The organism is Acidimicrobiia bacterium, from assembly GCA_018057765.1.
Taxonomy (GTDB): domain Bacteria; phylum Actinomycetota; class Acidimicrobiia; order IMCC26256; family JAGPDB01; genus JAGPDB01.
On record JAGPDB010000023.1, the window covers coordinates 1 to 25,392 of the forward strand.

At 35.7% G+C, this 25,392-nt stretch carries 21 protein-coding genes; 8 read left to right on the forward strand and 13 right to left on the reverse strand.

Going from position 1 to position 25,392, the window contains the following annotated elements; all coding sequences use genetic code 11:
- A partial coding sequence (locus KBF89_07460; protein MBP9116161.1) for a glycosyltransferase family 2 protein occupies window positions 1-655 on the reverse strand: 655 nt, incomplete at its 3' end.
- A gap of 39 nt (window positions 656-694) precedes the next feature.
- Here KBF89_07460 and KBF89_07465 point away from each other — a divergent pair.
- The 4 genes from KBF89_07465 to KBF89_07480 are packed head-to-tail and all read left to right on the forward strand — an operon-like array spanning window position 695 to window position 4,461.
- Window positions 695-1,408: a ubiquinone/menaquinone biosynthesis methyltransferase gene (locus KBF89_07465; GenBank protein MBP9116162.1), complete on the forward strand. Its 714-nt coding sequence runs from the start codon at window positions 695-697 to the stop codon at window positions 1,406-1,408.
- Window positions 1,374-2,621 (forward strand): isochorismate synthase, encoded by a 1,248-nt coding sequence (locus tag KBF89_07470; protein ID MBP9116163.1) that lies wholly within the window; start codon window positions 1,374-1,376, stop codon window positions 2,619-2,621. The genes KBF89_07465 and KBF89_07470 overlap by 35 nt, the downstream gene beginning before the upstream one ends.
- A gap of 41 nt (window positions 2,622-2,662) precedes the next feature.
- Entirely contained in the window at window positions 2,663-3,625 is a 963-nt protein-coding gene (locus tag KBF89_07475) for a 1,4-dihydroxy-2-naphthoate polyprenyltransferase (GenBank protein ID MBP9116164.1), read from the forward strand.
- Window positions 3,622-4,461, forward strand: a complete 840-nt coding sequence (locus KBF89_07480) for a hypothetical protein (protein ID MBP9116165.1) — start codon at window positions 3,622-3,624, stop codon at window positions 4,459-4,461. Before KBF89_07475 ends, KBF89_07480 begins: the two co-directional genes overlap by 4 nt.
- On the opposite strand, the gene KBF89_07485 is transcribed toward KBF89_07480, so the two are convergent.
- Window positions 4,423-5,163 (reverse strand): hypothetical protein, encoded by a 741-nt coding sequence (locus KBF89_07485; GenBank protein MBP9116166.1) that lies wholly within the window; start codon window positions 5,161-5,163, stop codon window positions 4,423-4,425. The two genes, KBF89_07480 and KBF89_07485, sit on opposite strands and share 39 nt — an antisense overlap.
- 15 nt (window positions 5,164-5,178) lie before the next feature.
- Here KBF89_07485 and KBF89_07490 point away from each other — a divergent pair, with 15 nt between their 5' ends.
- Window positions 5,179-6,930: a hypothetical protein gene (locus tag KBF89_07490; protein MBP9116167.1), complete on the forward strand. Its 1,752-nt coding sequence runs from the start codon at window positions 5,179-5,181 to the stop codon at window positions 6,928-6,930.
- On the opposite strand, the gene KBF89_07495 is transcribed toward KBF89_07490, so the two are convergent.
- From KBF89_07495 to menB, 4 genes are all read right to left on the reverse strand, one after another.
- Entirely contained in the window at window positions 6,927-8,390 is a 1,464-nt protein-coding gene (locus KBF89_07495) for an HD domain-containing protein (protein ID MBP9116168.1), read from the reverse strand. The two genes, KBF89_07490 and KBF89_07495, sit on opposite strands and share 4 nt — an antisense overlap.
- The gene (locus tag KBF89_07500; protein MBP9116169.1) at window positions 8,383-9,834 is read right to left on the reverse strand and encodes an HD domain-containing protein; all 1,452 of its coding nucleotides are present in this window, start codon (window positions 9,832-9,834) and stop codon (window positions 8,383-8,385) included. The genes KBF89_07495 and KBF89_07500 overlap by 8 nt, the downstream gene beginning before the upstream one ends.
- A 662-nt stretch (window positions 9,835-10,496) precedes the next feature.
- Window positions 10,497-11,582, reverse strand: a complete 1,086-nt coding sequence (locus tag KBF89_07505; protein MBP9116170.1) for an RsmB/NOP family class I SAM-dependent RNA methyltransferase — start codon at window positions 11,580-11,582, stop codon at window positions 10,497-10,499.
- A 53-nt stretch (window positions 11,583-11,635) separates the two neighbouring features.
- The gene (menB, locus tag KBF89_07510) at window positions 11,636-12,538 is read right to left on the reverse strand and encodes a 1,4-dihydroxy-2-naphthoyl-CoA synthase (GenBank protein ID MBP9116171.1); all 903 of its coding nucleotides are present in this window, start codon (window positions 12,536-12,538) and stop codon (window positions 11,636-11,638) included.
- 140 nt (window positions 12,539-12,678) lie between these two features.
- On the opposite strand from menB, the gene KBF89_07515 reads away from it, so the two are divergent.
- From KBF89_07515 to KBF89_07525, 3 genes are read left to right on the forward strand one after another with little or no spacing between them, the layout of a single operon-like run.
- Window positions 12,679-13,884 carry an AMP-binding protein gene (locus tag KBF89_07515; protein ID MBP9116172.1) on the forward strand — a complete coding sequence of 402 codons (1,206 nt, stop codon included), beginning with the start codon at window positions 12,679-12,681 and terminating at the stop codon, window positions 13,882-13,884.
- The gene (locus tag KBF89_07520) at window positions 13,884-15,371 is read left to right on the forward strand and encodes an amidase (GenBank protein MBP9116173.1); all 1,488 of its coding nucleotides are present in this window, start codon (window positions 13,884-13,886) and stop codon (window positions 15,369-15,371) included. Before KBF89_07515 ends, KBF89_07520 begins: the two co-directional genes overlap by 1 nt.
- A 59-nt stretch (window positions 15,372-15,430) precedes the next feature.
- Complete coding sequence (locus tag KBF89_07525; GenBank protein ID MBP9116174.1) at window positions 15,431-18,391, forward strand: EAL domain-containing protein; 2,961 nt, start codon at window positions 15,431-15,433, stop codon at window positions 18,389-18,391.
- A 74-nt stretch (window positions 18,392-18,465) separates the two neighbouring features.
- Here KBF89_07525 and ilvC read toward each other — a convergent pair whose 3' ends face one another.
- The 7 genes from ilvC to KBF89_07560 all read right to left on the reverse strand — a co-directional run bounded on the left by ilvC (window position 18,466) and on the right by KBF89_07560 (window position 25,318).
- Complete coding sequence (gene ilvC, locus KBF89_07530; GenBank protein ID MBP9116175.1) at window positions 18,466-19,491, reverse strand: ketol-acid reductoisomerase; 1,026 nt, start codon at window positions 19,489-19,491, stop codon at window positions 18,466-18,468.
- 91 nt (window positions 19,492-19,582) lie between these two features.
- A complete protein-coding gene (locus KBF89_07535) occupies window positions 19,583-20,116 on the reverse strand; it encodes a hypothetical protein (protein MBP9116176.1) in 534 nt (177 codons plus the stop codon).
- 52 nt (window positions 20,117-20,168) lie between these two features.
- The gene (locus tag KBF89_07540; GenBank protein MBP9116177.1) at window positions 20,169-20,360 is read right to left on the reverse strand and encodes a hypothetical protein; all 192 of its coding nucleotides are present in this window, start codon (window positions 20,358-20,360) and stop codon (window positions 20,169-20,171) included.
- A gap of 8 nt (window positions 20,361-20,368) precedes the next feature.
- A complete protein-coding gene (gene ilvN, locus KBF89_07545) occupies window positions 20,369-20,908 on the reverse strand; it encodes an acetolactate synthase small subunit (GenBank protein ID MBP9116178.1) in 540 nt (179 codons plus the stop codon).
- Entirely contained in the window at window positions 20,908-22,698 is a 1,791-nt protein-coding gene (locus tag KBF89_07550; protein ID MBP9116179.1) for an acetolactate synthase large subunit, read from the reverse strand. The genes ilvN and KBF89_07550 overlap by 1 nt, the downstream gene beginning before the upstream one ends.
- Window positions 22,699-22,960: 262 nt before the next feature.
- Complete coding sequence (locus tag KBF89_07555; GenBank protein ID MBP9116180.1) at window positions 22,961-23,371, reverse strand: hypothetical protein; 411 nt, start codon at window positions 23,369-23,371, stop codon at window positions 22,961-22,963.
- A gap of 117 nt (window positions 23,372-23,488) precedes the next feature.
- Window positions 23,489-25,318 carry an ABC transporter ATP-binding protein gene (locus KBF89_07560; GenBank protein MBP9116181.1) on the reverse strand — a complete coding sequence of 610 codons (1,830 nt, stop codon included), beginning with the start codon at window positions 25,316-25,318 and terminating at the stop codon, window positions 23,489-23,491.
- Window positions 25,319-25,392: the final 74 nt, after the last annotated feature.

Here is a 25,392-nt window from a genome sequence, read left to right on the forward strand (position 1 = left end):
CTTCAATAATTGAATTTTTAACTTTAGTATTTATAAATCCATTTGTAGTTTCATAAATTTGTCTCCTCATAGCAATACATGGCCCATATAACCCGAAACCAAATGGAATTGTTGAAACCACTCCAGTGGAAACTATTGAAGATATATGAAAAAATAACGATAGTTGTTCAAAGAATTTCTTTGACCTGTGTTTTGGTTGTATAGTTACAACCTCTTGATCAATATCTGAAAATAGTTCACGTATTTTATGAATAAATTTTGGTTCAACAATAGTATCAGCATCCAAAAAAATGATAATTTCACCTTTTGAATTCTTAAAACCAATATCACAAGCATTTGTTTTCCCTTTAATATCTTGTGCCTTGGATTCAATATTGATTACCTGTGCTTGATGTTTTTTTGATATTTCTTCTGTATTATCGGTACTCATATCATTAGCAACTATTATTTCAAGCTTATTATCATTATTTTCATTGATAGATTTCAATAATATACCTATACGCTTCTCTTCATTACGAGCAGGTATAATTATTGAAATAACACCAGCATATGGTGCTATTTCAGAAGGTATGTTTGGTTTTTTCGCACATCCATTTTTTTGACTTATCAAAGCAAAAGCAAATAGGGATATAGATATAAATACAATATTAAACACGTATCGAAACTAGTTCATTTTCTAGGCTAGCCTTAAACTGTGAAATCAAATAATGTGTTACCACAAGGTGAAGAAAAGAAGAAAATGGTTAGGGCCATGTTCGATTCGATTGCACCTACTTACGAAAAAGCTAATACTTATATGACTTTTGGTCTAGATAAATATGCACGTAAAATTCTTGTTAAAGAACTTCGTATACCACAACATTCACTTATTTTAGATTTAGCTAGTGGTACAGGTGATTTTTCTCGAATGTTTACTAAATTAGGCCATGATACACTTGCAGTTGATCTCTCTTTTAATATGTTAAAAGCTGGAAAAGATACCAAGAATAAAATTCAGTGTGATGGTACTAATCTCCCATTTCAAAATGATAGTTTTGATGCCATTGTGTGCGGTTATGCTTTGCGCAATTTTGTAAATATTGATGAACTCATTATCGAATTATTTAGAGTACTAAAACCTGGCGGTAAATTTATGGCAGTAGATGTGTCAGTTCCTACAAATCCTATTATTAAATTCGGCAATCAGATTTGGTTTAATAATATAATTCCAAAAATTGGTCGATTTATTTCAAAAAATAAAGAAGCATATGAATATTTGCCTCGTTCTACGTCATATTTACCAAGTGATGATATATTATCTTCTAACTTTAAAGAACAAGGTTTTGAAGCAGTCCGTATATCAAGACTAGTTGCAACATCTCTAATCATGATTAATGTCACAAAGCCTGTTGGTGCAGTTAATGATTAACCTACTTGATAATCTAAATGTTGAGACTATTGGTTATATGTTTGATCAGACTATGGAGGATTTTTTACAAATTGATGATCGTATATTTATTTCATCTCGTGGAACTTATATAAACAGGGGTCTCATTGATCATGTCGATCATAATAAAGCAAAAAATGCACTTTTAGAAATATCTTTAAAACTCCAATTAGGCTCGGAATTGGGTACTGATATTAAGCCATTTATTGTTTTTGCTAAAGGATTCAATTCGAAACCAGATTCTCCAATAATGGTCGATTTCCCCAGGGAGATGATACATATTGATGTTAATAATCGTGTAACGCATTTTTCTCTTAATAGTGATAATTTTTCAACTCAGAATACAGATGAAGATAACGTATTTTTATATCCTCATTCTATAAAAATAATCAGTGAAGAATCTCGTGAAATATTTTGCGACAAGGTCAACAAAGCTACCAAGAAGATAGCTAATACCGAGTTAGAAAAAGTTGTTCTTGCTCGACAGATTAAAATGAAGGCAGATGTTAGTTTTGATCCTCGCCTCATTGTTTCAGAACTTATAGATAGTCAGCCAGAAAGTTATATTTTTAGCATTAATTCTTTCGTGGGTGCTACCCCAGAGCTTCTAATCGAAAAATTCTCTCGTACAATTTCTCTTTTGCCAATGGCTGGGACACGCAAACGTCATGCACGTATTGACGACGATGATAACGATGTTGCAAATTTACAGACAAACAGTAAAGACCTTTCCGAGCATGCTTTTTTAATCGAAAACATTCTTTCTAAATTGAGTACTATAGCTTACGATATTGCTGCTAGTTCAACTCCGCGAGTAATACGCCTTCCCCACGTTTCACACTTAACAACGCCTATTAGTGCAAGTGTTTCAAATGATGTTGATCTTTTAAAACTAGTAAATTTATTGCATCCGACACCTGCTGTAGGAGGAACTCCCCTCGATTTAGCATTAGACACTATTAGAGAGCTAGAGAATTTTGATCGTGAAATTTATGGTGCGCCAATAGGCTGGTTTGATGCCGATGGCGATGGTCAGTGTGCGATAGCTTTACGTTGTGCAAAATTGACAGAAAACGTTGCCACTCTTTTTGCTGGCGTTGGTATTGTTTCAGGATCTGATCCAAAAGAAGAATTTGATGAGACTCAAGCTAAATTTGGGCCCATGAGGGATGCTTTATTAAACATTGTTCACTAAAGCTTTTGTTAAGATGATATATCTTAAAATGAATGGAAAATATGGCAACTATTAAAGATTTCTACCAGGGGGCACGCCCCAAAACCCTGAGTGCCGCCATATCACCAATACTTATTGGTGTTTCATTAGCCATTGGAAATACCTGGTCATCAAAAAATATTTCTACGTGTCCAAGTACTGCTAATTGCGTTGTAACTAAGGAATATTTTTATTCCATATTTAACTTTAATGTTGCAATTGCTTGTTTGATAGTCAGTCTCTCATTACAAATTGGTGTTAATTATGCGAATGATTATTCTGATGGTAAAAAAGGTACCGACGATGTACGTGTTGGTCCTATGAGACTTGTTGGATCTGGAATTGCAAGTGCCAAGAGTGTTTTTATTGCTATGTGTATTTCCTTCTTTGTTGCTTCGATAGCTGGCATCTATGTTGCTAGTCAATCTTCGTGGTGGTTAATTTTAATTGGCATTTTTTGCATTGCTCTTGCTTATTTGTATACAGGAACTAAGTTTGCTTATGGCTATTTTGGATTTGGCGAAATTGTTGTCTTTATTTGTTTTGGCCTTGTAGCTACAGTGGGCACTTTCTATTCATTGACTGGTCGTGTTACAGCTTTAAGCATTGCTGGTAGTGTTATCCCTGGCATGTTTAGTGTTTCTATTTTATTAGCTAACAATATTAGAGATATAGAGACAGATCGTGAATCAAACAAAAAAACTTTGCCGGCTAGAATTGGAAAGAATAAAGCTCAAATACTTTTTACTATATCATTACTATTGGTTGTCTTAGCTATAGGAGCAATTGCTTCTAAATATGATTATGTTATTTTTGTTCTAGTAATATCAGTTTTTTTAGGTGGTATAAATCGTAAAATGCGTAATGCTAAAACACCTAAAGATTATATTTCTATTTTAGTTGCAACTTCTAAATTCAATCTTATAACTAGTGTTTTGGTATCTGTATTAATTTTCGCCTCGATTAAAGAAATATTTAACAAATGAGCGAGAACCAGAAACAACATTGGCGTGATGAGCTTGAATTGTTTTATGTACCCAAAGATATTTCAGTTGATTGGGTTAATTTAGAGTTTAATAAAGGTTATGAAAAATACGACCGTGATGGTCTAATTTTTACTGGACCTAAAGTTTCAACTGAAGCCACTCCCCTAGAGGGATATTTCGGCAATAGTTATAAATGTATTCGTGGTGCTTTAGATTCTTTGAGTTTTACATTGCCAGAACCAGTTCGTTCAAAAGATGAAGTAAATCTAACTTATCTTGTTTCTAATGATGACGATTTAATCACCGATAATATCTCTAACCCATTATTTTACAAAGTTAAAGTTTCTAGTTTCCAAGATGTTGATCGTGTAAAAAAGCTTCACGATCTTAATAGTTCAGCAAGAATTAGAATTGACTGTAATGGTGCTTTCAATGTTGAAGATTCTCTTAAAATAATAGAATTATTAAAAGATGTCGACATAGAATTTATTGAACAACCATGTAAAACAAATAGTGAAAATGCCCAACTTAGAAAAAAGACTGATGTTTTAATTGCACTAGATGAATCTGCGAATTCTCGTGAAGATATTGATGAGATTCAACATTTAGAAGCTGGAGACATTATTGTTGTTAAAGTTCAACCAGCTGGTGGCATTTTTAGCGCACTTGATATAGTTGATCAGTGGGGAAAAGATGTAGTCATTGGTTCAATGATGGAATCAACTATTGGATTAGATCTAGGTATGAAATTGGCTTTATCTATTCCAAGCTTAAATTATGCTTGTGGTTTAAGCTCTTCAAATATTGGCAATATTATTCGCGAACCACTCTATTGATATAGATAAATTATTCGGTGTTTGTAAAGGTATTCTATGATCTGAATCGAAAAGTATATGGTGACTAAAAGCTGTTTTCTTTTTTAATGATCGTGCTATAACACTATATTTTTCATCGCGTATTCCTGAACAAAACATTATAGGTACTTTTAATTCACTTATTCTTTCATTATAATTTGGCATCACACCTTGGCTAAGGTTCATTAATTGCTCGACTAATATATGTGACTCATTTATACGCGATTCTTTTAATAGGTTTTCAACTTCTTGATTATCTTGGTCGAATATTTTGTTATTATCGAAACTATCCCAAAACTCATTTCTTATATTTCCGTTTTTATCACATTGTTTTAGAATTTTGTTCGAGAGTTCGATATCTTGCTCACATCTTTCTTTGCGTTGATGATCATTTTCTATTCCAGCGTTACCGGATATGATGATAAGTCCTAATATATTCTCTGGATATTCAATTGCAGTTCCAATTGCTAGTCGTGCTCCTTGGCTGTAACCTATTACTATTGTTGGCACGTCTAACTGACCTGATATATATTCGAGGTTATGTTCCCATGTGAGCTTAGGTTCTATTTCTATACCACGTGCATTCTCATATATGTCAAGACTAGAATACATAGTGTTAGTTAAACCAAACCCAGGGATAAGAGAAAAGCTGATACTCGATGGATCTGGATTTAAAATATTCATAAGGATGATTCTTACATGAACGCAAATGTCGATGCTTGTTTTGCTCTACTTGGTAGGTTAAAAAGTCTCGGTATTACTCATTGTGTCATTTCTCCTGGTGGTCGCTCTACACCTTTAGCATATGTTGCTAACCAACTTTTTGAAGCTAGTGTGGTAATCGACGAGCGTGACGCTGGTTTTGTTGCTCTTGGTCTCTCTGCGAGTACTGGTGTTGCACCTATTGTAATTACTACATCCGGTTCTGCTCCTTCTCATTTATATCCTGCTATTTGTGAAGCATTTAATTCGAATTTGGGGATTATTGTTCTTAGTGCAGATCATCCGCATATTGAACGTGCTGCTGGTGGTGACCAAACTATTAATCAGGTTGACCTTTTTGGCACTCATGTTCGTTATAGTTTCGACACAAAACTAGCTAGCGACATTAGCGATAAGTCATATTGGTTTGAAATCTCTGATAATATTTTTAAAACTGTTAGCTCAGATAATATTAATTGTGGTCCTGCTCAACTTAATATCGCTTTTAATAAGGTTTTGACTCCTGATGGCGATGAGAGTTATTCTCCTGGAAGTTTTGACATTATCTCAGAGGAGGCTCCTGAAGATTCTGAACGAGATGTAGGAACTATCCTTAAGAATATTTGCATAGAAATCGAATCTATACCTAATGGTGTGATCACATTAGGAAGAAACCATTACATGGATATTTCTAAGATACAAAATTTAAGCAATATTTTAGATTGGCCTATATTCGCAGATGGCAATTCAAATGCTCGCTATATCGATGGAGTTATTACTTCTTATGATTTTATGTCACGTCAAAATAATTTTGATGAGATTGCACCTTCATATGTCTTGCAGTTTGGTGAACCTTTAATTTCTAGCACATGGACAAAAAGAATTAATTCTTACAAAATGAATGTTACTGCTTTTAAAAAGTTCGATGACGGACGTGACCCAAATCTAAATATTTCAAAATCTATAATTAATAATGATATCAATTTCTGTTTAGATGTTCTAATAGATACATTGAATAAAAATTCGACTGGTTTTAAAAATAAAGTTCTTGCTTTTCAAGACGATGCCCGTAATAAAATTGAGATACTATTATCTACTAATGTAAATAGTGAACCAAATCTTTTTAGTGAAATAGGTAAGATTTTAGGCGGTACTTCAACTTCACATGAGAATACTCGAGTTGCTAATTCCGAGAAAAGAAGTCATCCTAATCAAAGTGGAGAACCTCTTCTAAATATACTTCTTGGCAACTCTATGCCTGTTCGATACGCAGAGCGTCTTTGGACTTATATAAATTCGAATACAAGAGTATTTAGTAATCGTGGAACTAACGGTATTGATGGCTCTCTATCTACAGCAACTGGTATTGCAATTGGATCTAATAGTCAAACCCTTGCTGTACTTGGTGATGTTACTTTTGCTCACGATTTAGGTTTTCTACCACATGCAAATAAGTTTGCTATTAAAAATGATTTGAATATCATATTTGTGGTGATCGATAATGCTGGCGGCGCTATTTTTTCTCATCTTCCACAAAGTACAAATGAATATATGAAAGATTTGTATAACGAGATCGTTAAAACTGATCCGGAAATAGATTTTAATAGTGTTGCTAAATCATTCAAATGCCGTACTGGACATGATCTCAATGACTTAAAATCAGCATTGTCCAGCAACAACCCTGGTGTTGATGTAATTATATTAAAAACAGAACATTATTCCGGTCGAGACATAATGCCCCTTGTCTAAACATCAATTGCAACTAGCTCTGATTCGGCATACGCAAATGCTAGAGGATCCGCCATATAACTATTTCTTGGGTCGTCGAGTATCTTTTCTAGTGCGATCACTACTTCTGGATGATACGTAAATTGGTTTGAGTTTGAGTAAAGTTCACCCAATGCAAGTTTTCCTAAGGACTCTTCTCTACGTGAAAGAACTTCATAGTCATTTGCCAGACGCAAAACTGATGCTGCTAAATCATTTTGTGCCACGACTTTACCGTTTACGACACCACGATAAGGAATACTATGATTCTCAATTATTTCAGCAATACGATTTAATCCACCTGTTCGTCTAACTATTTTCGCTGTTACTTGTGCCGCTTGCTCATCGGTAACCTCATCATCACCGAAATTTACGTCAAGTACAGCATCACCAAGAGTATGTAAATAGGCTGCGGTTTCAATTGCTTCAATTTCACGTTCATCAAGTTTCATGTATCTTGCCATTGCTTCAGCTAAATGTGCAACTCGTGATGCGTGCCCTGTTGGAACTATTCCACCTAACTCTGGTGCACTTGAAAGTGCTCGTATTGTCTCTTTATAGTTTTTTACCACACGATAATATCTTGCAAAAGAAAATCGTGCTACGAGAATTGGTATTGTACATATCCAAAATGCATTTATTCCTAACTCATTAGTTTTTGATCCAATAGTTGCTGCTGTCCCAGCATAACCTATCGTGAGTAAGGTAGTACCAGCAAAAATACTTATTAGTGCGGCATAAACTTGAAATGAATAGTAGTTCTCTTTTGAATAAAATTGTTTCGCAAGTAGGTTGTAAATTTCATTAATAATAATCATTGATGCTGTGCTTATTAATACTGTTATATATAGATTTACATTATTGTATTTTAGAGTAGTCCTTACCTCTCTATACACAAATAGCCCAGCAATATATATAGATAATCTATTCATAATGAATAATAGCCGTGAGTTTAAATTTGCATTTCTCAATATAAAAGCTGAAACTATCGTGGCTAAGACTATAACTAGTATTGTGTCGTTTAAGCTATAATGGCCATTTCCTATTTTTGTTGTTGTCCGTGCAAGTGCTGGTATTGCAATGATACCTAGTGTTACTGGACTGTGGCGCACAAGTGGGATTTCTAATGTCTCACCAGCAATTATTATTGCACCAAAAATTAATAATATTGACAAATCGCTGAATCTTTCGATTCGATATAACACTGTTGCGGATATTAGTAATATTAAGCAGATTATTGATGTAAGAGAAATTCGTGGGTTTACAAAATAACTTTGTTCTTTACTAGCTCGTTCACGCAATCTAAGTTCACGAGTTTCTTTACGAATTTGTTTTTGTATTAAACGTGATTGTTTTGCTTCTTGTTTTGCTTCTTGTTTGTCAATGATTTCTTGGTTTAGCTCAGCTTGTTCCCAACTTGCTATTCTTTTGCGCTTATTCATTAGATTCACCGTCTGTCATCAATCCAAATGAAGTCGAGGAATCTGCAATACTTTTTTCATCCTGAGCAAACTGATTATTATTATCATCTTGAGTGTGAGGAGCGAGTCGATGAATTACTTTATCCTCATCCTCAGAGATAGTGTCGCCAATACCAGCAGAACCCACACCCATTATCGGAGCATCGAAGTGTAGCGAGTCAACTTCGTAACCGTCACCATATTTTTCGCCACGATCGTCTATTGCCTTAATTAAAGCAGCAACTACTGTGGGATGAAATTGTTTACCCTTATTTTTTTCTAATTCGGCATATGCTATTTCCATTGAAAGTGCTTTTCTATATGAACGAGATGAAGTCATTGCATCAAACGCATCGCAAACAGAAACTATGTAAGGTTCGAGTTTTCTTGTATTTATATTTCCATCCATCAAGTTATGATCGCCACCAGAAGTGTGAGCAATAGGTCGCAAAAATGTTATTGCTCGTAAAATATCTTCCGTTACATTTTCGTGTTTCTTAATAATTGCAAATTCTTCATCGGTTAGCTTACCTGGTTTATTTAATAATACGTTTGGTACGATTAGCTTTCCAGTATCGTGCAATAGTGCTGCTTGACGTAAACGTTCTAACCTTTTTGGGCCATAACCCAATTCTTGGCCAATATATTTAGCAAATTTAGCAACACGCTCAACATGACCTGCTGTATAAGCATCTTTTTCTTCAAGAGCATAGATGAGGGTATTTATTGTTGAGGATTGAGATTGGCTCATTGTTGCATAAGAACTATGAAGTTCACGACCTATAAATAATGGAAGTGCGAACATTACAAGCATTGGCCAGCCATATGTAATATAGAGCCTACCTAACAAACCACAAAATACTGCTAATGGTATTGCTTCAATTAGTGATTTTCTTGCATCTTCTAATAGTTCCTTCCATTCTTCCCCTTCAATTATGTAAGAAAAAGCCAACAAAATATAATTTGCAAGATTCATTGAAAGTGATGCAATTAATATTTTTAATGCAACTGTAATATAGGAGTCATTAAAATTAAGATTTAAAATTACCAAAGTAAAATAACAAGCACATGCGGCAGCAATCTCATTTGCATAGTTCAGGAAGAGAAAGGTCCATTGACGTTTTTTTATATTTTCAGGATAATAAATTAAAACTAAAAGGCTAAGCACATACGTAAGAGGTGATTTTAATAGTACGGAAATCACGGCTATACCGCAGAGCAATGCAACATTTATTTCTAATCCTATTGTGCTGTTACCTTCAGTAACAATTGTCACACGTATTAGTGAAATTAGAAAAAATAATGAAAATACAACTCCAGGAATCCAGAGTATTCTTGTATTTGTACCGACTAAAAATATACAAGCAACTATTGAACCAAGAAATGAAATACCAGTATATAGTCGCAGTCGGTTTTGAGGTGTCATAATATACCGGAACAAGTAGCGGCCTTCATAAGGCTTATGTCCTATCCTCCCCATTTAAAAATCATCGAGAAACTACATTACTAGTGAATTTAGCTCGAAATGTTCAATTCATTGAGATTATCGTCTAATTAATATTGTTTCTTAAGCAACAATCAAGAAATACTAGGACAAATATATTATCGTATATGGCCCTGAAGTGGATAAATGGAAATACTGCAAGATTCAAGATTTATATATTTAATCGAGCCCTATAACTCCTAGCTGGCTAAACTATGAACGACGTGCACCCATTGTAGTTCCGCTAAGAATATTTGTTCCTATTGTTGCTACAGCTTGTGCCGCCTTGGAAAACATTTTTCTCATTTTAAGAATCACCTCACTTGAAACTATGTCATTCAAAACTCACTAGTTGTTATGAATGCGCTAACGCTCCGCTGTTTTAGATGTTTACTTTAAATAAGCTAGGTGTGCACATAAGGCTCGATTAAGCCTACAAATCTCAAATCCTCCTTTTCAAGATCTAAGGGTCGGACCCTTAGTAAATAGTTATCCATAAATAATGAATATCGTATATTAGAAAGTATAGAACTATTCGAAGGAACTTCGCAATAGCCTTATGAAAATATAGTAATTCTCTAAAAAAATGTCATATAGAATAAAAATTATATTTTACGAGTCAATTTCGTAACACAAAACCCATCCATAATATCGCTACTACCAGGTATTATGCGGGTTACTGCTTTTGAAACCGACAAATCAAATTTTTGACCATTCCAAGACGTAATAGGTGTCGTTTTTCGACCAACAATAGACAACTTGTTTTCTACAGGAACTAATTCCCCACCCTTAGAAGCAACACGTTTTATCACTTCTGCTATTACTGCTTCGTTTTCTTCAGGTGCCAAAGTACAAGTAGAATAAATAATAATTCCGCCTACCTTTACTAATTTATATGCAGCACTCAATAGTTGTATTTGTAGACGAGCACATTTTTCGACACGATCTAAACTCCAACCTTCAAGTGGGTCGGACTTCTTAAGGAAATTGATACCTGCCTCGTTAGAACATTCAGCATCTACCATCACAACATCAGCGATCTCAAAACCTTGATTGGCAATTGAACTATTAAGTGACAAAATAATGTCACCTACTTCATTTAATGACAATAGATTCGGCAGATGTTTCCCATCAGCATTTATTAACTTTGAATCATTGGAATCAATATCGTAAGCAGATTCTTTTAACGATTGTTTCAAACGATTAAAACGATGTTGCTTTGGTTCAACCATAATAGGCAGTTCACCAGCTACTGTTGCCACATGCATAGCTTTACCGCCAGGCGAAGAACACATATCAATAATTTTCTGTCCTGGTTTAGGATCCATCAACATTACAGGTAGCCAACTAGACGGATTTTGAATGAAAATATCACCATCAACATATTCTTTAGACTCAACTATTAAAGAGGTTTGATCGGCGGGAAAAGAAAACCCATCTTCGTACCAGTCAATCGGTTCCACGTTTATCCCAAGAGCAATTAGCGATTTAACAATCTTCTGACGTGAGGCTTCTCGTTCCTCACCTTGCAATGTTGCCCAGGCAAAACCATTTAGACGAAAAGCTTTATATTTTGTAGGTCTAAAAATTTCTTCAACATGTGATTTAGAAATATTTAACAATTTGCTTGCGCGATCGGCAAATGTATCAACATTAGTTTTCGTACTAAATCTATTGCTTTTAGATTTCATCTAGATTTCTCTACTTCACTTGCATCGACAACTTCGCGTGTTGTCAAGATCAATTATGGACGTCTTGGGAACTTAGAAAAATCAGGTTTAACTTTATTTTTATAAGCATCGCGGCCTTCTTGTCCTTCTTCACTCATATAATAAAGAAGAGTAGCATCACCAGCAAGTTGTTGTATTCCAGCCAAACCATCAGTGGCAGCATTATGGCCTGCTTTTAATAATCGTAAAGCCATTGGTGAATGTATCAACATTTCATTCGCCCATTTAACTGTCTCAATTTCAAGATCTTCTACAGGCACAACTGTGTTTATTAGACCCATATCAAGTGCTTCTTGTGCAGAATATTGACGACACAAAAACCAAATCTCACGAGCTTTCTTCTGTCCAACCGACTCAGCTAATAGTCCAGCACCATAGCCACCATCAAAAGATCCAACTTTTGGCCCAGCTTGACCATAAATAGCATTATCTCCAGAAATAGTTAAATCACATACAACATGTAGGACATGACCGCCACCAACTGAAAAACCAGCAACCATAGCAATAACAGGTTTAGGAGTTCGACGTATTTGGATTTGTAAATCTAGTACATTAAGACGTCCAATACCATCAGAACCTACATAGCCGTCATCACCACGCTGGCTAATATCTCCACCTGAACAAAATGCTTTAGAACCTAGACCACATAAAATAATTACGCTAACACGAGCATCATCACGTGCAATATCAAAAGCACGCATCATCTCTTGGACAGTAAGCGGTCGAAATGCATTACGAACTTGAGGACGACAAATAGTTATCTTTGCAATACAAACTGGCTCATCTTCATTAGAAATTTCATAGGTTATATCACAAAATTCCTGATCACTTCCTGGCTTCCAACTAGCACCAGCCTTGATTTTACGACCGTCGTCATCAATTTTATTTTCGTCATATATATTTTTTTGTTCTTGCATCATCACCTTTTCAGTTTGTAGGGTCTAACCCTATTGAGGTAGTTATCCACAGCCTTTTAATGTGGATAACTAAGAAGAAAGGCTAAACCTTTCAAAATCAGTTATGCACACGTTATTGCTAAGTGTTCTAGTATATAACTGTGAATACCCCCCATCTTAGAACTTTTTTATATGACACTTCACACCAAGAGTTAGACATATTGTGTAAACAAATATTTTCAGCTTGGGATGATGGTATTGGCGTAAGCGTTATAGACACTAACGCCCCCCAATACATAGTTGACTCGGCAATAATTTCAATAGACCCCGACGAAGTAGTAAATATTTCAAATCAATGTTCAAGCTACAGTCGGAATTTAGCTATATTTGAGGAAGCTATATCAGTTGTTTCGCTCACTAGTGGTTCAACAAATAAACCGAAGCCTGTAGTACATACTTTTGATTCAATGAGAGAAAGTGTTAATGCAATAGCAAATGTCTTAGATTTGAACAAAGATGATTCGTGGTTATTGTGTTTATCACCAAAATATATTGCAGGAATGGCCACTTTGGCTAGAGCTCATATTTTAGAGCAAAAAGTCGATTGTCTAAACATATTTAATGTCCAATCAATTGCCGAAATGATTACCAACCTAAAGCCAAGCTTGATCTCACTTGTACCTACTCAATTGCAGATACTCGTAGATTGTGAAATAGATTTATCCTGTTTTAAAGCAATACTTGTAGGTGGAGCAAGTGTTGACTCAAAACTTATAGAACAATGTAGCAATCTTGAATATAACATTCATAGAACTTATGGTATGACTGAAACTTTTGGTGGAATTTGTCACGATGGTAAATTATTTCCAAATACAAATGCACGAATCATAGATGGCGAAATACAATTAAGATCAACATCAATTTTTAGTTCATATCGCCACAACTATTCTTTATCACAATCTAAATTCACTAATGACGCTTGGTATAAAACTGGAGATATAGGATTAATAGATGGTGATAATACTTTGACAGTCTCAGGAAGAATTGACGACATAATAATTTCTGGTGGTATAAAAATAAATCCCAATGAAATTGAGAATACCTTATCTAAATATATCGATCAACTATTCATTGTTGGTGGAATACCACACCGAAAATGGGGTCATGCGCTAAGTGTTGTTTTCGAAAAAGAAATTCCATATGAATTGACTATAGAGAAAATTAGAGAACTACTTTCAAATGATTTTGATAGAAAATATTTACCAATTTATATTGCAGCAATAGAGGAATTCCCAAAGACAAGTACAGGTAAATATATCCGTAAAGAGATTTTAGAAAAATGCAAGATAATTGAGGAATATACTTAATGGAAACTATATTTGAAACAATCACAAAAAACAGGCTAGATCCTGGGAATATAGATACGGCGGTTAATAATGTTGTCTCAAAAATTACTACTGAAAATCCAAAAGTTAACGCAGTAATTTGGCAAGATGAAACTTTTACAAATAACGAAATTGCCAGGGTAAAAAATAGTGTACAACCCGACTCCGCTCTTTTTGGCCTACCGATTTTGGTTAAAGAAATAGAAAGTCCAATTTTGGGGACACCAAATTCTTGGGGCAATAAAACTCTAAAAGAACAAGGTTATAGAGATACTTATAGCGCAACATCAACAAAGCTCTTACAAGACGCTGGTGCAATCATTGTTGGTAAAACCAACAATTGTGAACTGGCAATAAACGTGACAACAAATTCTTTCGCGCATGGCCCGACACTTAACCCTAACGACTTATCTAGAAATGCTGGAGGTTCGTCTGGTGGTTCAGCTGCAGGAGTTGCTACAGGAATGGTGCGTATAGCAACTGGTAATGATGGTGGAGGCAGTATTCGTATTCCCGCAGCACACTGTGGAATTTTTGGATACAAATCTTCTATGGGTCGAATTTCTAATGGACCAATTATTGGCGCACCCTGGGCGGGATTATCTACAAAAGGTTTGCTAGGACTCACAATAAAAGAGATTGCAAAAGTTGCCGACATAATGAGCGTAAGCCAGCCTGGCGACTTATACAGTTCCGGCAAGGCCGAGTCCATCTTTTTAGAATCATTAAATAACGAATTACCTAAATTAAAAATTGGGATAAGAACAACAACAATCGGAAACTCATCAGATGTAAATAGAAATTTTATTGCAGCTACAAATATGCTTGGCGATTTTCTTTCCGACCAAGGCCACGAAGTAATAATTGCTTCGCCAGCAATATTTGATCAAGATTGGATCCTAAAATCATTTGACAACATTATTGCATCAAATGCAAAAGTAGACTTCGAAGAGATGATCAGACGAAGTAATAACGCAATTAAATTAGATGATTCAAGTTCATCTGTTCAATATTTTGTAAACCAAGCTGAAAATATCTCATCTTCACAATATGTAAATAGTTGCTATGATATGGAATATTTTGCCTATCAAACAGCACCTTTTTTTGAGGATTTCGATATATTACTCACGCCAACCGTTGCAGATTATGCGCCAATAAATAGCGACATTGAACTTTATGGTGAACCCCCATATAACCCGTATTCATATGCCGGTTTTACATGCCCAATCAATTTTATAGGTGCTTGTGCGATTGCCCTACCTATATCCCCGTTAAACCTGACCCCAAAAGATGAGTTATCCACAGAAAGAGCTCTGCAAGGACGGACCCTGCAGACTGAGTTATCCACAGAAAACCTGCCCCTTAGTGTTCAAATAGCCAGTAAACGAAACAACGACACGCTATTGTTCCAAATGTCCCACTACTTAGAGTGTAATTACCCAAATATACATAGCAATTCTTTGATTTAGGGGGTTTAATAAAAGCAAGGTGTTACTGGGCGGTAATATACTACATTTGGGGGTAAAAAATGTCGATAGAAGGAGGTATGAAAATAAATAGACATTCAAGTGACACCGTTTCTAATAATATAGAACAGAATAATGCTCCAGGAAAAGTCTCAACATATCACCCAAACCTATTTAATAGAATAATCTTAAAGATTGGCCGCACCGCGACTAACCCAATTTCGATAACTATAATTTTAATTTCATATGGCTACTGGCTATTTAATCATGGGGCATCCGATACAAAATATGACATTATAATAAGTGCAAGTATCGAATTCACAAAAGGTTTCTTTGCCTTTTTGGCAATATTTGGAAGTTATAGACTTTTCAAAATAGAAAGACTATTTGGCTGGAGAATAATCTCTGCAGCATGCATATTTTGGTTTATCGGTGAAATGATATATGGAATTGCCATAATCAAATCGAACAGACAAGATTTACCGGTATCTTTTGCCGATTGGTTCTTTCTTGTGACAATACCATTAGCAATAATTGGTGTTTTTAGAGTTGGAATGTCGGGATTAAGGAGACATGAGAAAACAAGAATTATCCTCGACTCACTTGCAATAGCTGGTACCTTAATATTTATATCGCTCTCATATATTGTCGACTTGATACTTACAAAAACAGAACTTACATTGAGTGACGCTACTGTACAATTGTTATTCGTAATTTTAGATATAACCTTCGCATCGCTTGTATTTTCAATGTTATTATATAGAAGATTCGATAAAATGATAATGCCAATTGGTATAGGTATGGTATTTCAGGCTTTAGGCGATGTTCTTTATATCGCAGATAAATTTCAGGAAACTTCATCAACAAGACCATTTATTCGCACATTACTATTATGTGCAGCAATGCTTTATTGCGTTGCATCACAAAGATCTAACGGTCGTCCAAAAACGATATTACCTGAATTTGGTGACAAGCGTTTAAGAATGGGTGTATTCGCAATTGTAACAATTGCAATAGTATTTGCAATTGTAGAATTACCTACTGTACATAATATTTCGTCGATAGTTGCATTTGCTTTTATAGCATTATTTGTTGTTACGTTTATTGGGCAGATAACTAGCCATTACGAAAACCAAAAATTAGCAAGACTCCAATTTGAATCACTGAACGCAATGACAAGAAGTGAAGAGAAATTTCGTATTGCTTTTGAGAACGGACCTACAGGTTTGGTCATATCATCATCAGATGGAAAAATCATAAGAGCTAACAAAGCATTCGCTAATTTAATATCAAGCGACTACAAAGAATTAATTGGCGACGAACTATTAATGCATATACACCCAGAAGACCGAGAAAAACACATACGTGCATCAATTGACTCTGCAAGAGATAGGCCAGTAAGCGAATATGAAGTCAGATTCATCGAACGTGAAGGTTCAATTTCCTGGGGATCAATAAATGTATCAAAAATGTTAGGCGATAGAGATGAATCATTCATAATCTATCAAATAGAAGACATAAATATACAGAAAACATCCTCACAAAAGCTTGAATATATTGCAGTACACGACACATTAACAGGTCTAGCAAATAGAGCATATTTCTTGGTTCGGCTTGATGAGGAATTACAAAACACAGGTCTTGCACACCGAACAATGGCTGTATTATTTTTAGATCTAGATAGATTCAAAACAATTAATGATTCGCTAGGGCATGATGTTGGCGACCAAGTAATCCAAACAATTGCACAAAGAATTAGTCAAGTAATAGGTAGCCGTGGAATCGTAGCCAGATTTGGAGGTGACGAGTTTATAGTATTGATATTAAGCCCGACAGATGAAAATTTAGCAACGATGATTGCAGGAGAAATTCTAAAAGAAGTTACAAAACCTTTCTTATTAAAAGATTCAGAAACATTTATATCTTGTTCAATAGGTATAGTCCTAACAGATAAAAATTCAAATAATTCTCAAGCATTATTAAGAGATGCTGATAGCGCGATGAACCGAGCAAAAGATTTAGGCAGAAACCGCATTGAGCTAGCAGATCACCAGGTACACAATATTGCTATGACTGAACTAAAAACAGTCAATGAATTACATAGAGCAGTAGATAATGGAGAAATTAAAGCCTTCTACCAACCAATATATAATTTAAAGACAAAAGAACTATCTGGTTTCGAAGCATTAGCAAGATGGATTCATCCTACGAGAGGAATTGTGGGACCTGATGATTTCATAGATATGGCTGAAGAAACTGGACTTATAATGGATATCGGGAAACATATAATGCTTGAAGCATTTACGCAACTAAGTATTTGGCAGAAAATCTATACTCAATCCAACGGAAGTCCTTTGACAATGAGTGTAAATCTTGCAGCACGACAATTAAACAGTACAAGACTAATGTCAGACATTGATGAAGTGCGAAGACTCGTAGAAGTAGAAGACGATTCAACTACTTTTGAGATTACAGAGAGCGCAATATTGAGCGACACAAATAATGTAGAAATGTTACTCAACGATATACACAATATGGGCTTTAAATTAACCATTGATGATTTCGGAACAGGATATTCTTCATTGACATATTTAAAACGCTTCCCTATTGATGGATTCAAAATTGATAAAAGTTTCGTTCTTGGTTTCAATGCTGACGAAGATGATACAGCTATTGTTAACTCACTAATTGGTTTAGCAAAATCTATGCACTTAGGAGTTACGGCAGAAGGAATAGAAACCTCGAGTGTATTAAAAGCATTAAGTTCTTTGGGATGCACATATGGTCAAGGATATTATTTTTCAAAACCAATAGCGCCAGAAGACGTTGACTTCAAGAAGCTAAAACAATACTCGGTAATGGATGAAGATTATAGCGACCCAATGGTTGACAGACGAAAGACCGGTATTGGAGATCGACGTGAAACACTACGTAATGAAAGCAAAAAAATTGAGGACCGACGTCAAGCCGGCCCTCAAAATGATGTTATTGAAATAAATACAAAATTTAAATCAGGTTCTTAGAGATTCAATGAAAACTCTAAGGAGTCTCTTAGTGTGATCCGACAATTTAAATCAGTCGCTAACTCCACTGCGGATTATCCACCTGAAATATCTTGTGGTTTTGATTGCCCTTGATTAATAAATGGCATAAGTCCACGAAGTTCAGCCCCAACTTTTTCTATTTGATGAGCTCGAGTTTCTTCACCCATCTTTTGGAAGTTAGGTGTTCCCTCTTCATTTTCCTTTATCCATTCTTTTGCAAAAGTACCATCTTGTATTTCTGTTAGGATTTTTTTCATTTCTGCTTTAGAAGATGAAGGTACTACGCGTGGACCACGAGTGTATCCACCATATTCAGCAGTATCACTTACTGAATAATTCATAGTGTCTAATCCACCTTCATACATAAGGTCGACAATAAGTTTTAGTTCATGCATAGTTTCAAAATATGCTGATTCTGGTTGGTAGCCAGCTTCAACAAGTGTCTCGAAACCATTTTTAACAAGTTCCGCAATACCACCACAAAGTACAGTCTGCTCACCGAAAAGATCAGTTTCTGTTTCTTCTTTAAAAGTAGTCTCTAGAACTCCAGCGCGAGTAGCACCAATACCCTTGGCATAGGCCATTGCTATTTTGTGCGCGTGACCAGTAGCATCTTGTGCAACTGCAACTAAAGCAGGAACACCTTGACCTGCTTCGTAAGTACGACGAACCAAGTGACCCGGACCTTTAGGTGCAATCATCCATACATCAACATCAGCTTGAGGCTTAATCTGATCAAAATGAATATTGAAACCATGTGCGAAAGCAACAGAATTTCCTGCACTTAAGTTTGGTTCGATTGAATCTTTATAAATTTTTGCCTGACGAGTATCTGGACACAAAACCATTATTATGTCAGATGATTTAACTGCATCTTCAATAGTAAGTACTTCGAGGCCAGCTTCTTTAGCTTTTGCTGCACTCTTAGAACCTTCACGTAGACCTACGCATACATTCATTCCTGAATCTTTCAAGTTCAAAGCATGTGCATGTCCTTGTGATCCATATCCTAATATTGCAATTTTTTTATCCGCCAATACTGCGCTATCCGCTGCATCGTCGTAGTAAACAGTTGCCATTATTTTCCTTTCAGGAACTTACCCTAAGGTAAGCTCATAATTTGTAGATTCAAACATCTCGCCATTGGCAAGATATTAATCCTTTATTTTTTTACGTTACTGGTAATGAATTCTTTACTTGCAAAGCTAAAGCCATCAGTACTTCATCGCTTGTTGGCTGACCGTCAGCATCACAATATGCAACACTAAAAGAATATTTACCTGAAACAACATATATTGTGCTACCACATGAATCGCCACCAAGGACAATAACATATTCAGGAGCAACAAAAACCTTTTCACCTAATTCTGGAGCATCAATAATTCTCTCTTGGCCAGGGTTAAAAAAATTACTTGATTGTATTACTGATACACCCAGACGAGGAAAACTCTCATCATCTATTTTCCATTCACAAGTTTTATTCGGCCCCACAGAATTCTGTTGTAATGAACCCGAGTCTTTAGAGCCCGGTACATACAAGTTAATACTTTCAATAGAAATTGTTGTGCAAGGATCAGTAATAAGTTTAAATTCTTCAGCACTAAAAGTTGGAATAGGCTGAGTATTTTTTTGTGTAGAACCATCATTTATTTCTTTAGCATTTGAATTATTAGAAGAAGAACAGCTAGAAATCGTTACAAGCATGACAAATGATAGGCAAAAAGATATTGATAGTCTGATATAATATTTATTCATACTAGTTATCTTCCTGTCCATCGTTTTCGAAATCCATTTCAATATCCCATCGGTCCATACAATCTTTGCAACGGTAACTTAATATCGTACCAGTTTCCACTTCTTCGTCTTTCTCAAGTCGATCGAGTAGGTAAGCTGGTGAACCACAATCAACACAGACAATTTCTTGTGGAGGTTTGCCAAATCTAGACACTTAATACCTTAGTTAACTTTAGATGTTGAATGTGCATCTATTCTAGCGTCAAGTTTTTTGAGTGCAATACGTCCCGTTCTTTGAGTTTCAATAATACCGAATGGTTTTAACAATTCGGCAAAAGCATCGACTTGGTCAGGTGCCCCGACCATAGAAACTGTTAATTCACCAGAACCCACATCAATTATTTTCGCATCAAAGATTGAAACTAATTCTGTTATCTGACCACGCAAAGCCGGTGTTGCTTTGACACAAATAAGTGCAAGTTCGCGTTCGACTCCTTGACCAACACCTATTTCTGTAATTTTAATAACTGGAATAAGTTTATGCATTTGTTTTACAACTTGTTCAAGAGGAGTGTCGTGAGCATCAACAACAATAGTCATTCGAGAATAAGCAGGATCTTCAGTTTCGCTTACAGCCAAAGAGAAAATATTGAATCCGCGTCGTGCAAAAAGTTGTGCAACACGTGCCAAAACACCGAAGCGGTTTTCTACAAGTACCGAATAGATATGATGACCGTCTTTTACATAAGTTAACTTAGCCATTATTTCGCCTCCTGTTCTTTTTGTCCACTTTTTGCAGGGACGGACCCTGCAATACCTGCAATATCTGGTTGACCAGCGTGTGGTGGATACATTGGGCCCAACTCAACTTGTGAGTTTGTACGACCAACAGGAACCATTGGAAATACTTTCTCGTTTTGATCAATACGAAAATCGATAACAACAGGACGATCGTTAATAGCATTAGCTTTCTCAATTGTTGTAATAACATCTTCTTTTTTATCAACACGAAATGCTGCACAACCCATTGCTGTAGCCCACATAACAAAGTCTGGAATGGTATCGCTCAAATAAACCTCGCTATAGCGTTCTTCATAGAAAAGTTCTTGCCATTGACGAACCATACCTAAATATGAATTATTTAATATTGCAATCTTTACAGGAATTTTTTCAATTGCTGCAGTAACAAGTTCTTGAGCAGTCATTTGGAAACATCCGTCACCATCAACTGCCCAAACCATACGGTCTGGTTTAGCAACCTTGGCTCCAATAGCAGCGGGTATAGAAAAGCCCATGGTACCTAGTCCACCAGAGTTAATCCATGTATATGGGTGGTTGAATTTCCAATATTGTGAAGCATACATTTGGTGAAGCCCAACGCCAGAAACCAATATGGTATCTTCATCTGCAGCTGCATGTATTTGTTCTATACAATATTGTGGTTTAACAGTTTCGTCATCGTCGCGATCATATGCAAGTGGGAAATCTTTTTGATTTTGTTTTATATGCGCTATCCATTCTGAAATATCTTCACGCTCATTTTTCCCAAATTGTTTTTCAGTAGCTTTAATCAATTCTTCTATAACTAGGCGACAGTCACCAACAATAGGAACATCGGCATTACGAACTTTTCCAAGTTCAGCAGGATCGACATCAACATGAATAATTTTTGCTTCTGGCGCAAAACCATCAAGTTTTCCGGTTACTCGATCATCGAAACGTGCGCCAAGTGTTATCAACAAATCTGATTCTTGCATTGCAGTTATCGCAGTAAAGTTTCCATGCATTCCTGGCATACCTAGACAAAGTTCATGCTCATCAGGGAAACAGCCGCGTGCCATAAGTGTGGTTACTACTGGAGCACCAATTAATTCCGCAAATTCTTTTAGAGCGTCAGCAGCACGTGCTTTTAAAATTCCGCCACCAGCATAAATTACTGGCTTTTTAGATTTTGCAATAAGTTTTGCTGCATCTTTAATTTGTTTAGGATGACCTTTAGTAGTTGGTTTATATCCTGGTAGATTAACATTTTCTGGCCAATACCATTCCATTTCTGCATTAGCAATATCTTTAGGTAAATCAATTAGAACAGGGCCAGGTCTACCAGTTGTTGCTACATGAAACGCTTCTTGAACTATTCGAGGTATATCTTTTGCGTCTGTAATTAACCAGTTATGTTTTGTTACACCCATAGTTATTCCTACAGTGTCACATTCTTGAAAAGCATCAGTACCAATAACGCTTAGCGGAACTTGGCCTGTTATTACAACCATTGGTATTGAATCCATCATTGCATCTGCAAGAGGAGTAACAATGTTTGTAGCTCCAGGGCCAGATGTTACCATTGCAACCCCGGGTTTGCCTGTTGCATGGGCATACCCCTCAGCCATATGACCAGCACCTTGCTCGTGACGTACGAGGATGTGCCTAATAGGTGACTCTAATATGGGGTCGTAGACTGGCAAAATTGCTCCACCGGGTAAACCGAATACAACATCAACGTTTTCCATCTCTAGACTTTTTACCAAGGCCTGTGCACCTGTTAGCTTCATGATTCCCCTTTTGACCCTTTTTATTCTACTTTGTTTACTTGATTTGTCTCTATATTTACTTCTTTGGCTTCATTTTTAAGTTTTTAGCTTTAGAAATGAAAAACCCTCCGAGTTTTCGGAGGGTTGCCATGTTATTCGATTATGTCGAAGAGCATGGCTAAGTAAGGAGAACGACAAGTAAAACTGAGTTGTGTGTGTAAATAGTATTTGTCATAACTTAAATATTATACTACCTGTAAAGTACATCTGCAAGTATAAAAAATTATACTTGCATCGATCCTAAACTATTACCACCAATATCAAAGGTAAAACGATCCAAACTTGATGTTGCATCCGATAATGCAGAAAATGTGTGTGGATCTACACGGTATGCTCGATCTTGATCTGGAGTTTGACCAAGAATAACCACTATTCCCGAAGCTTTCCTAGTTCGTGGATCTAAAGTGTCAGCATATCTTGCCAATTCATTTGCAGGATCTGGAAATTCACTCGATAATGGTAATATATATGCTCGATCTTGATCTGGAGTTTGACCAAGAATAACCACTATTCCCGAAGCTTTCCTAGTTCGTGGATCTAAAGTGTCAGCATATCTTGCCAATTCATTTGCAGGATCTCTATCATAATAAGCCGGGCGTCCATTAGCACCAAAAGGGTTTCGTCCACTAGCCATAAAATCTCCTTATTTATTCTTCAATTATAAAATATCTGGGGATTGAAGTCAACAAATTATCCGTTTATTTACGGTTAGGCCAGCAAACATGCAGAAATCGTTCGTTTAAGACAATTGTCAGTACTGTTGCACTAACTCTACTTCGTTCTCGTCATCTTCAATGATCATGCCATTAGATTGATGGTTCCACAGTTCGCTAAACATACCGTTCATCGCTAGTAATTCTGTTTTGCTTCCTTGTTCTACTATTTCTCCATTGTCTATAACAATAATACGATCTACGTTATTTAATGTTGATAAACGATGCGCTACAGCAACAACAGTACGATTCTTCCAAAGTTCCTCTAATGATTCTTGAACTAATGATTCAGTTTTAGAATCTAAGGCGGAAGTTGCTTCATCAAGAATGAGGAGTTGAGAATCTTTTAAAAATGCACGTGCCAAAGCAATACGTTGACGTTGACCCAACGAAAGTTTAATACCACGCTCGCCCACCAAAGTATCGTACCCATCTTTAAGCGAGACTATAAATTCATGAGCATGCGCCTTCTTAGCAGCTTCAACAACATCAGCATGTGAAACTTCAACATTCTTTGCATAAGCTATATTAAATTCGATACTTTGTTGAAACAATGTTGTGTCTTGGGGAACATAACAATTTAATAGTGCGAGCTCTTCTTTTGACACTTGATTATTATCGACACTAAGCGCAATATGGTCAAAATCATAAAAACCTAATAATAGTTTTACTAATGTAGATTTTCCAGAACCAGTTTTACCAACAACACCGATCTTCTCACCTTTTTTAATCACTAAATTCAGATTTTTTAGTACCAACTTTTCTGGGCGATCCGGATAAGCAAAATTCAAATCATCAAAAGATATCGCCAAATCAAAAGTAGGAACTTTATATTCTTTGATTTCGTGTTTTCTGGAATCTTCAAAATATTCTTTTATTACATTTCGATCTTCGAATAGAAAATTGTAATTAGTCTTATAACTGGCAAAATGTTCTGTAAAAGTGCCGAATGATTCGACAAGTCGCCAAAACAAATCGGTAAATTCAACTAGTACTGCAATAGACAATATGAACTGTGCAAAGGTAATGCTTTTATTATTCAATAAGATGAGGTTGAACGTTAATATGCATGCCCAAAGGACAAATCTCAACATGAAAGAAGCACTAGCCCAGAATGCTGTATATACGGTTCTGGCTTTAACATCAGCTATAGCCAACTCATTGTTAACTTTTCTAAATGAATTCACTTCTTTTCTTCGGGCTCCAAAAGAAATCACGTTAACAAAATTTGAAAATGAATCGAATAAGTTTCCATCAACGCTTGTATTTATATCAGCAAATTTACTTTGAGCTTTTTTCATGCCAACTATCTGTATTCGTAATACAACAAAAATTACAACAAAAAATACGAGATAAGCAATACTGTTTTCAATGATTGTTGAATATAACAGTCCTACGAGCACAGGGATACTTGAAATCAAAGTGATGAAATTCCAGTTATAAGCAAAATATAATGCATCCATATCGGATTGGATTCTTGTTATGCTCGCTGCAGATTTACCACTTGGCTGTGATATAAATTCAACATAGTCACGTTTCCATGCTGCATTAAATAGAATTTCACGAAATTTATAGAACGATTTTTTTATTTTTCTTGCATAGACGAAATCAGCACCAGCCCACAAGATGCCATGAATAACCATTACACTAAACATGCTTGTACTGTAAAAAATGAGGTCGTGTACGTCACCTTTTGAGTTAGCAATTTTTGCAATAAAATATGGTAAAAATGCACCTAGTACAGCAGAGATAATTCTTAATATATCGATTGAAAGATATTGTGCTTTATAATTCCAATACAAACTAAATATAGCTCGCACAGATTGATCAATTTTAGATTTTTTAGTTTTGTTTTTTATATTTTCCATCTAAATCTCATTAATTTACATTTTAGTTTTTAACAAGGTTAAATGATGACACAAATAGGATTAAATATCCACTG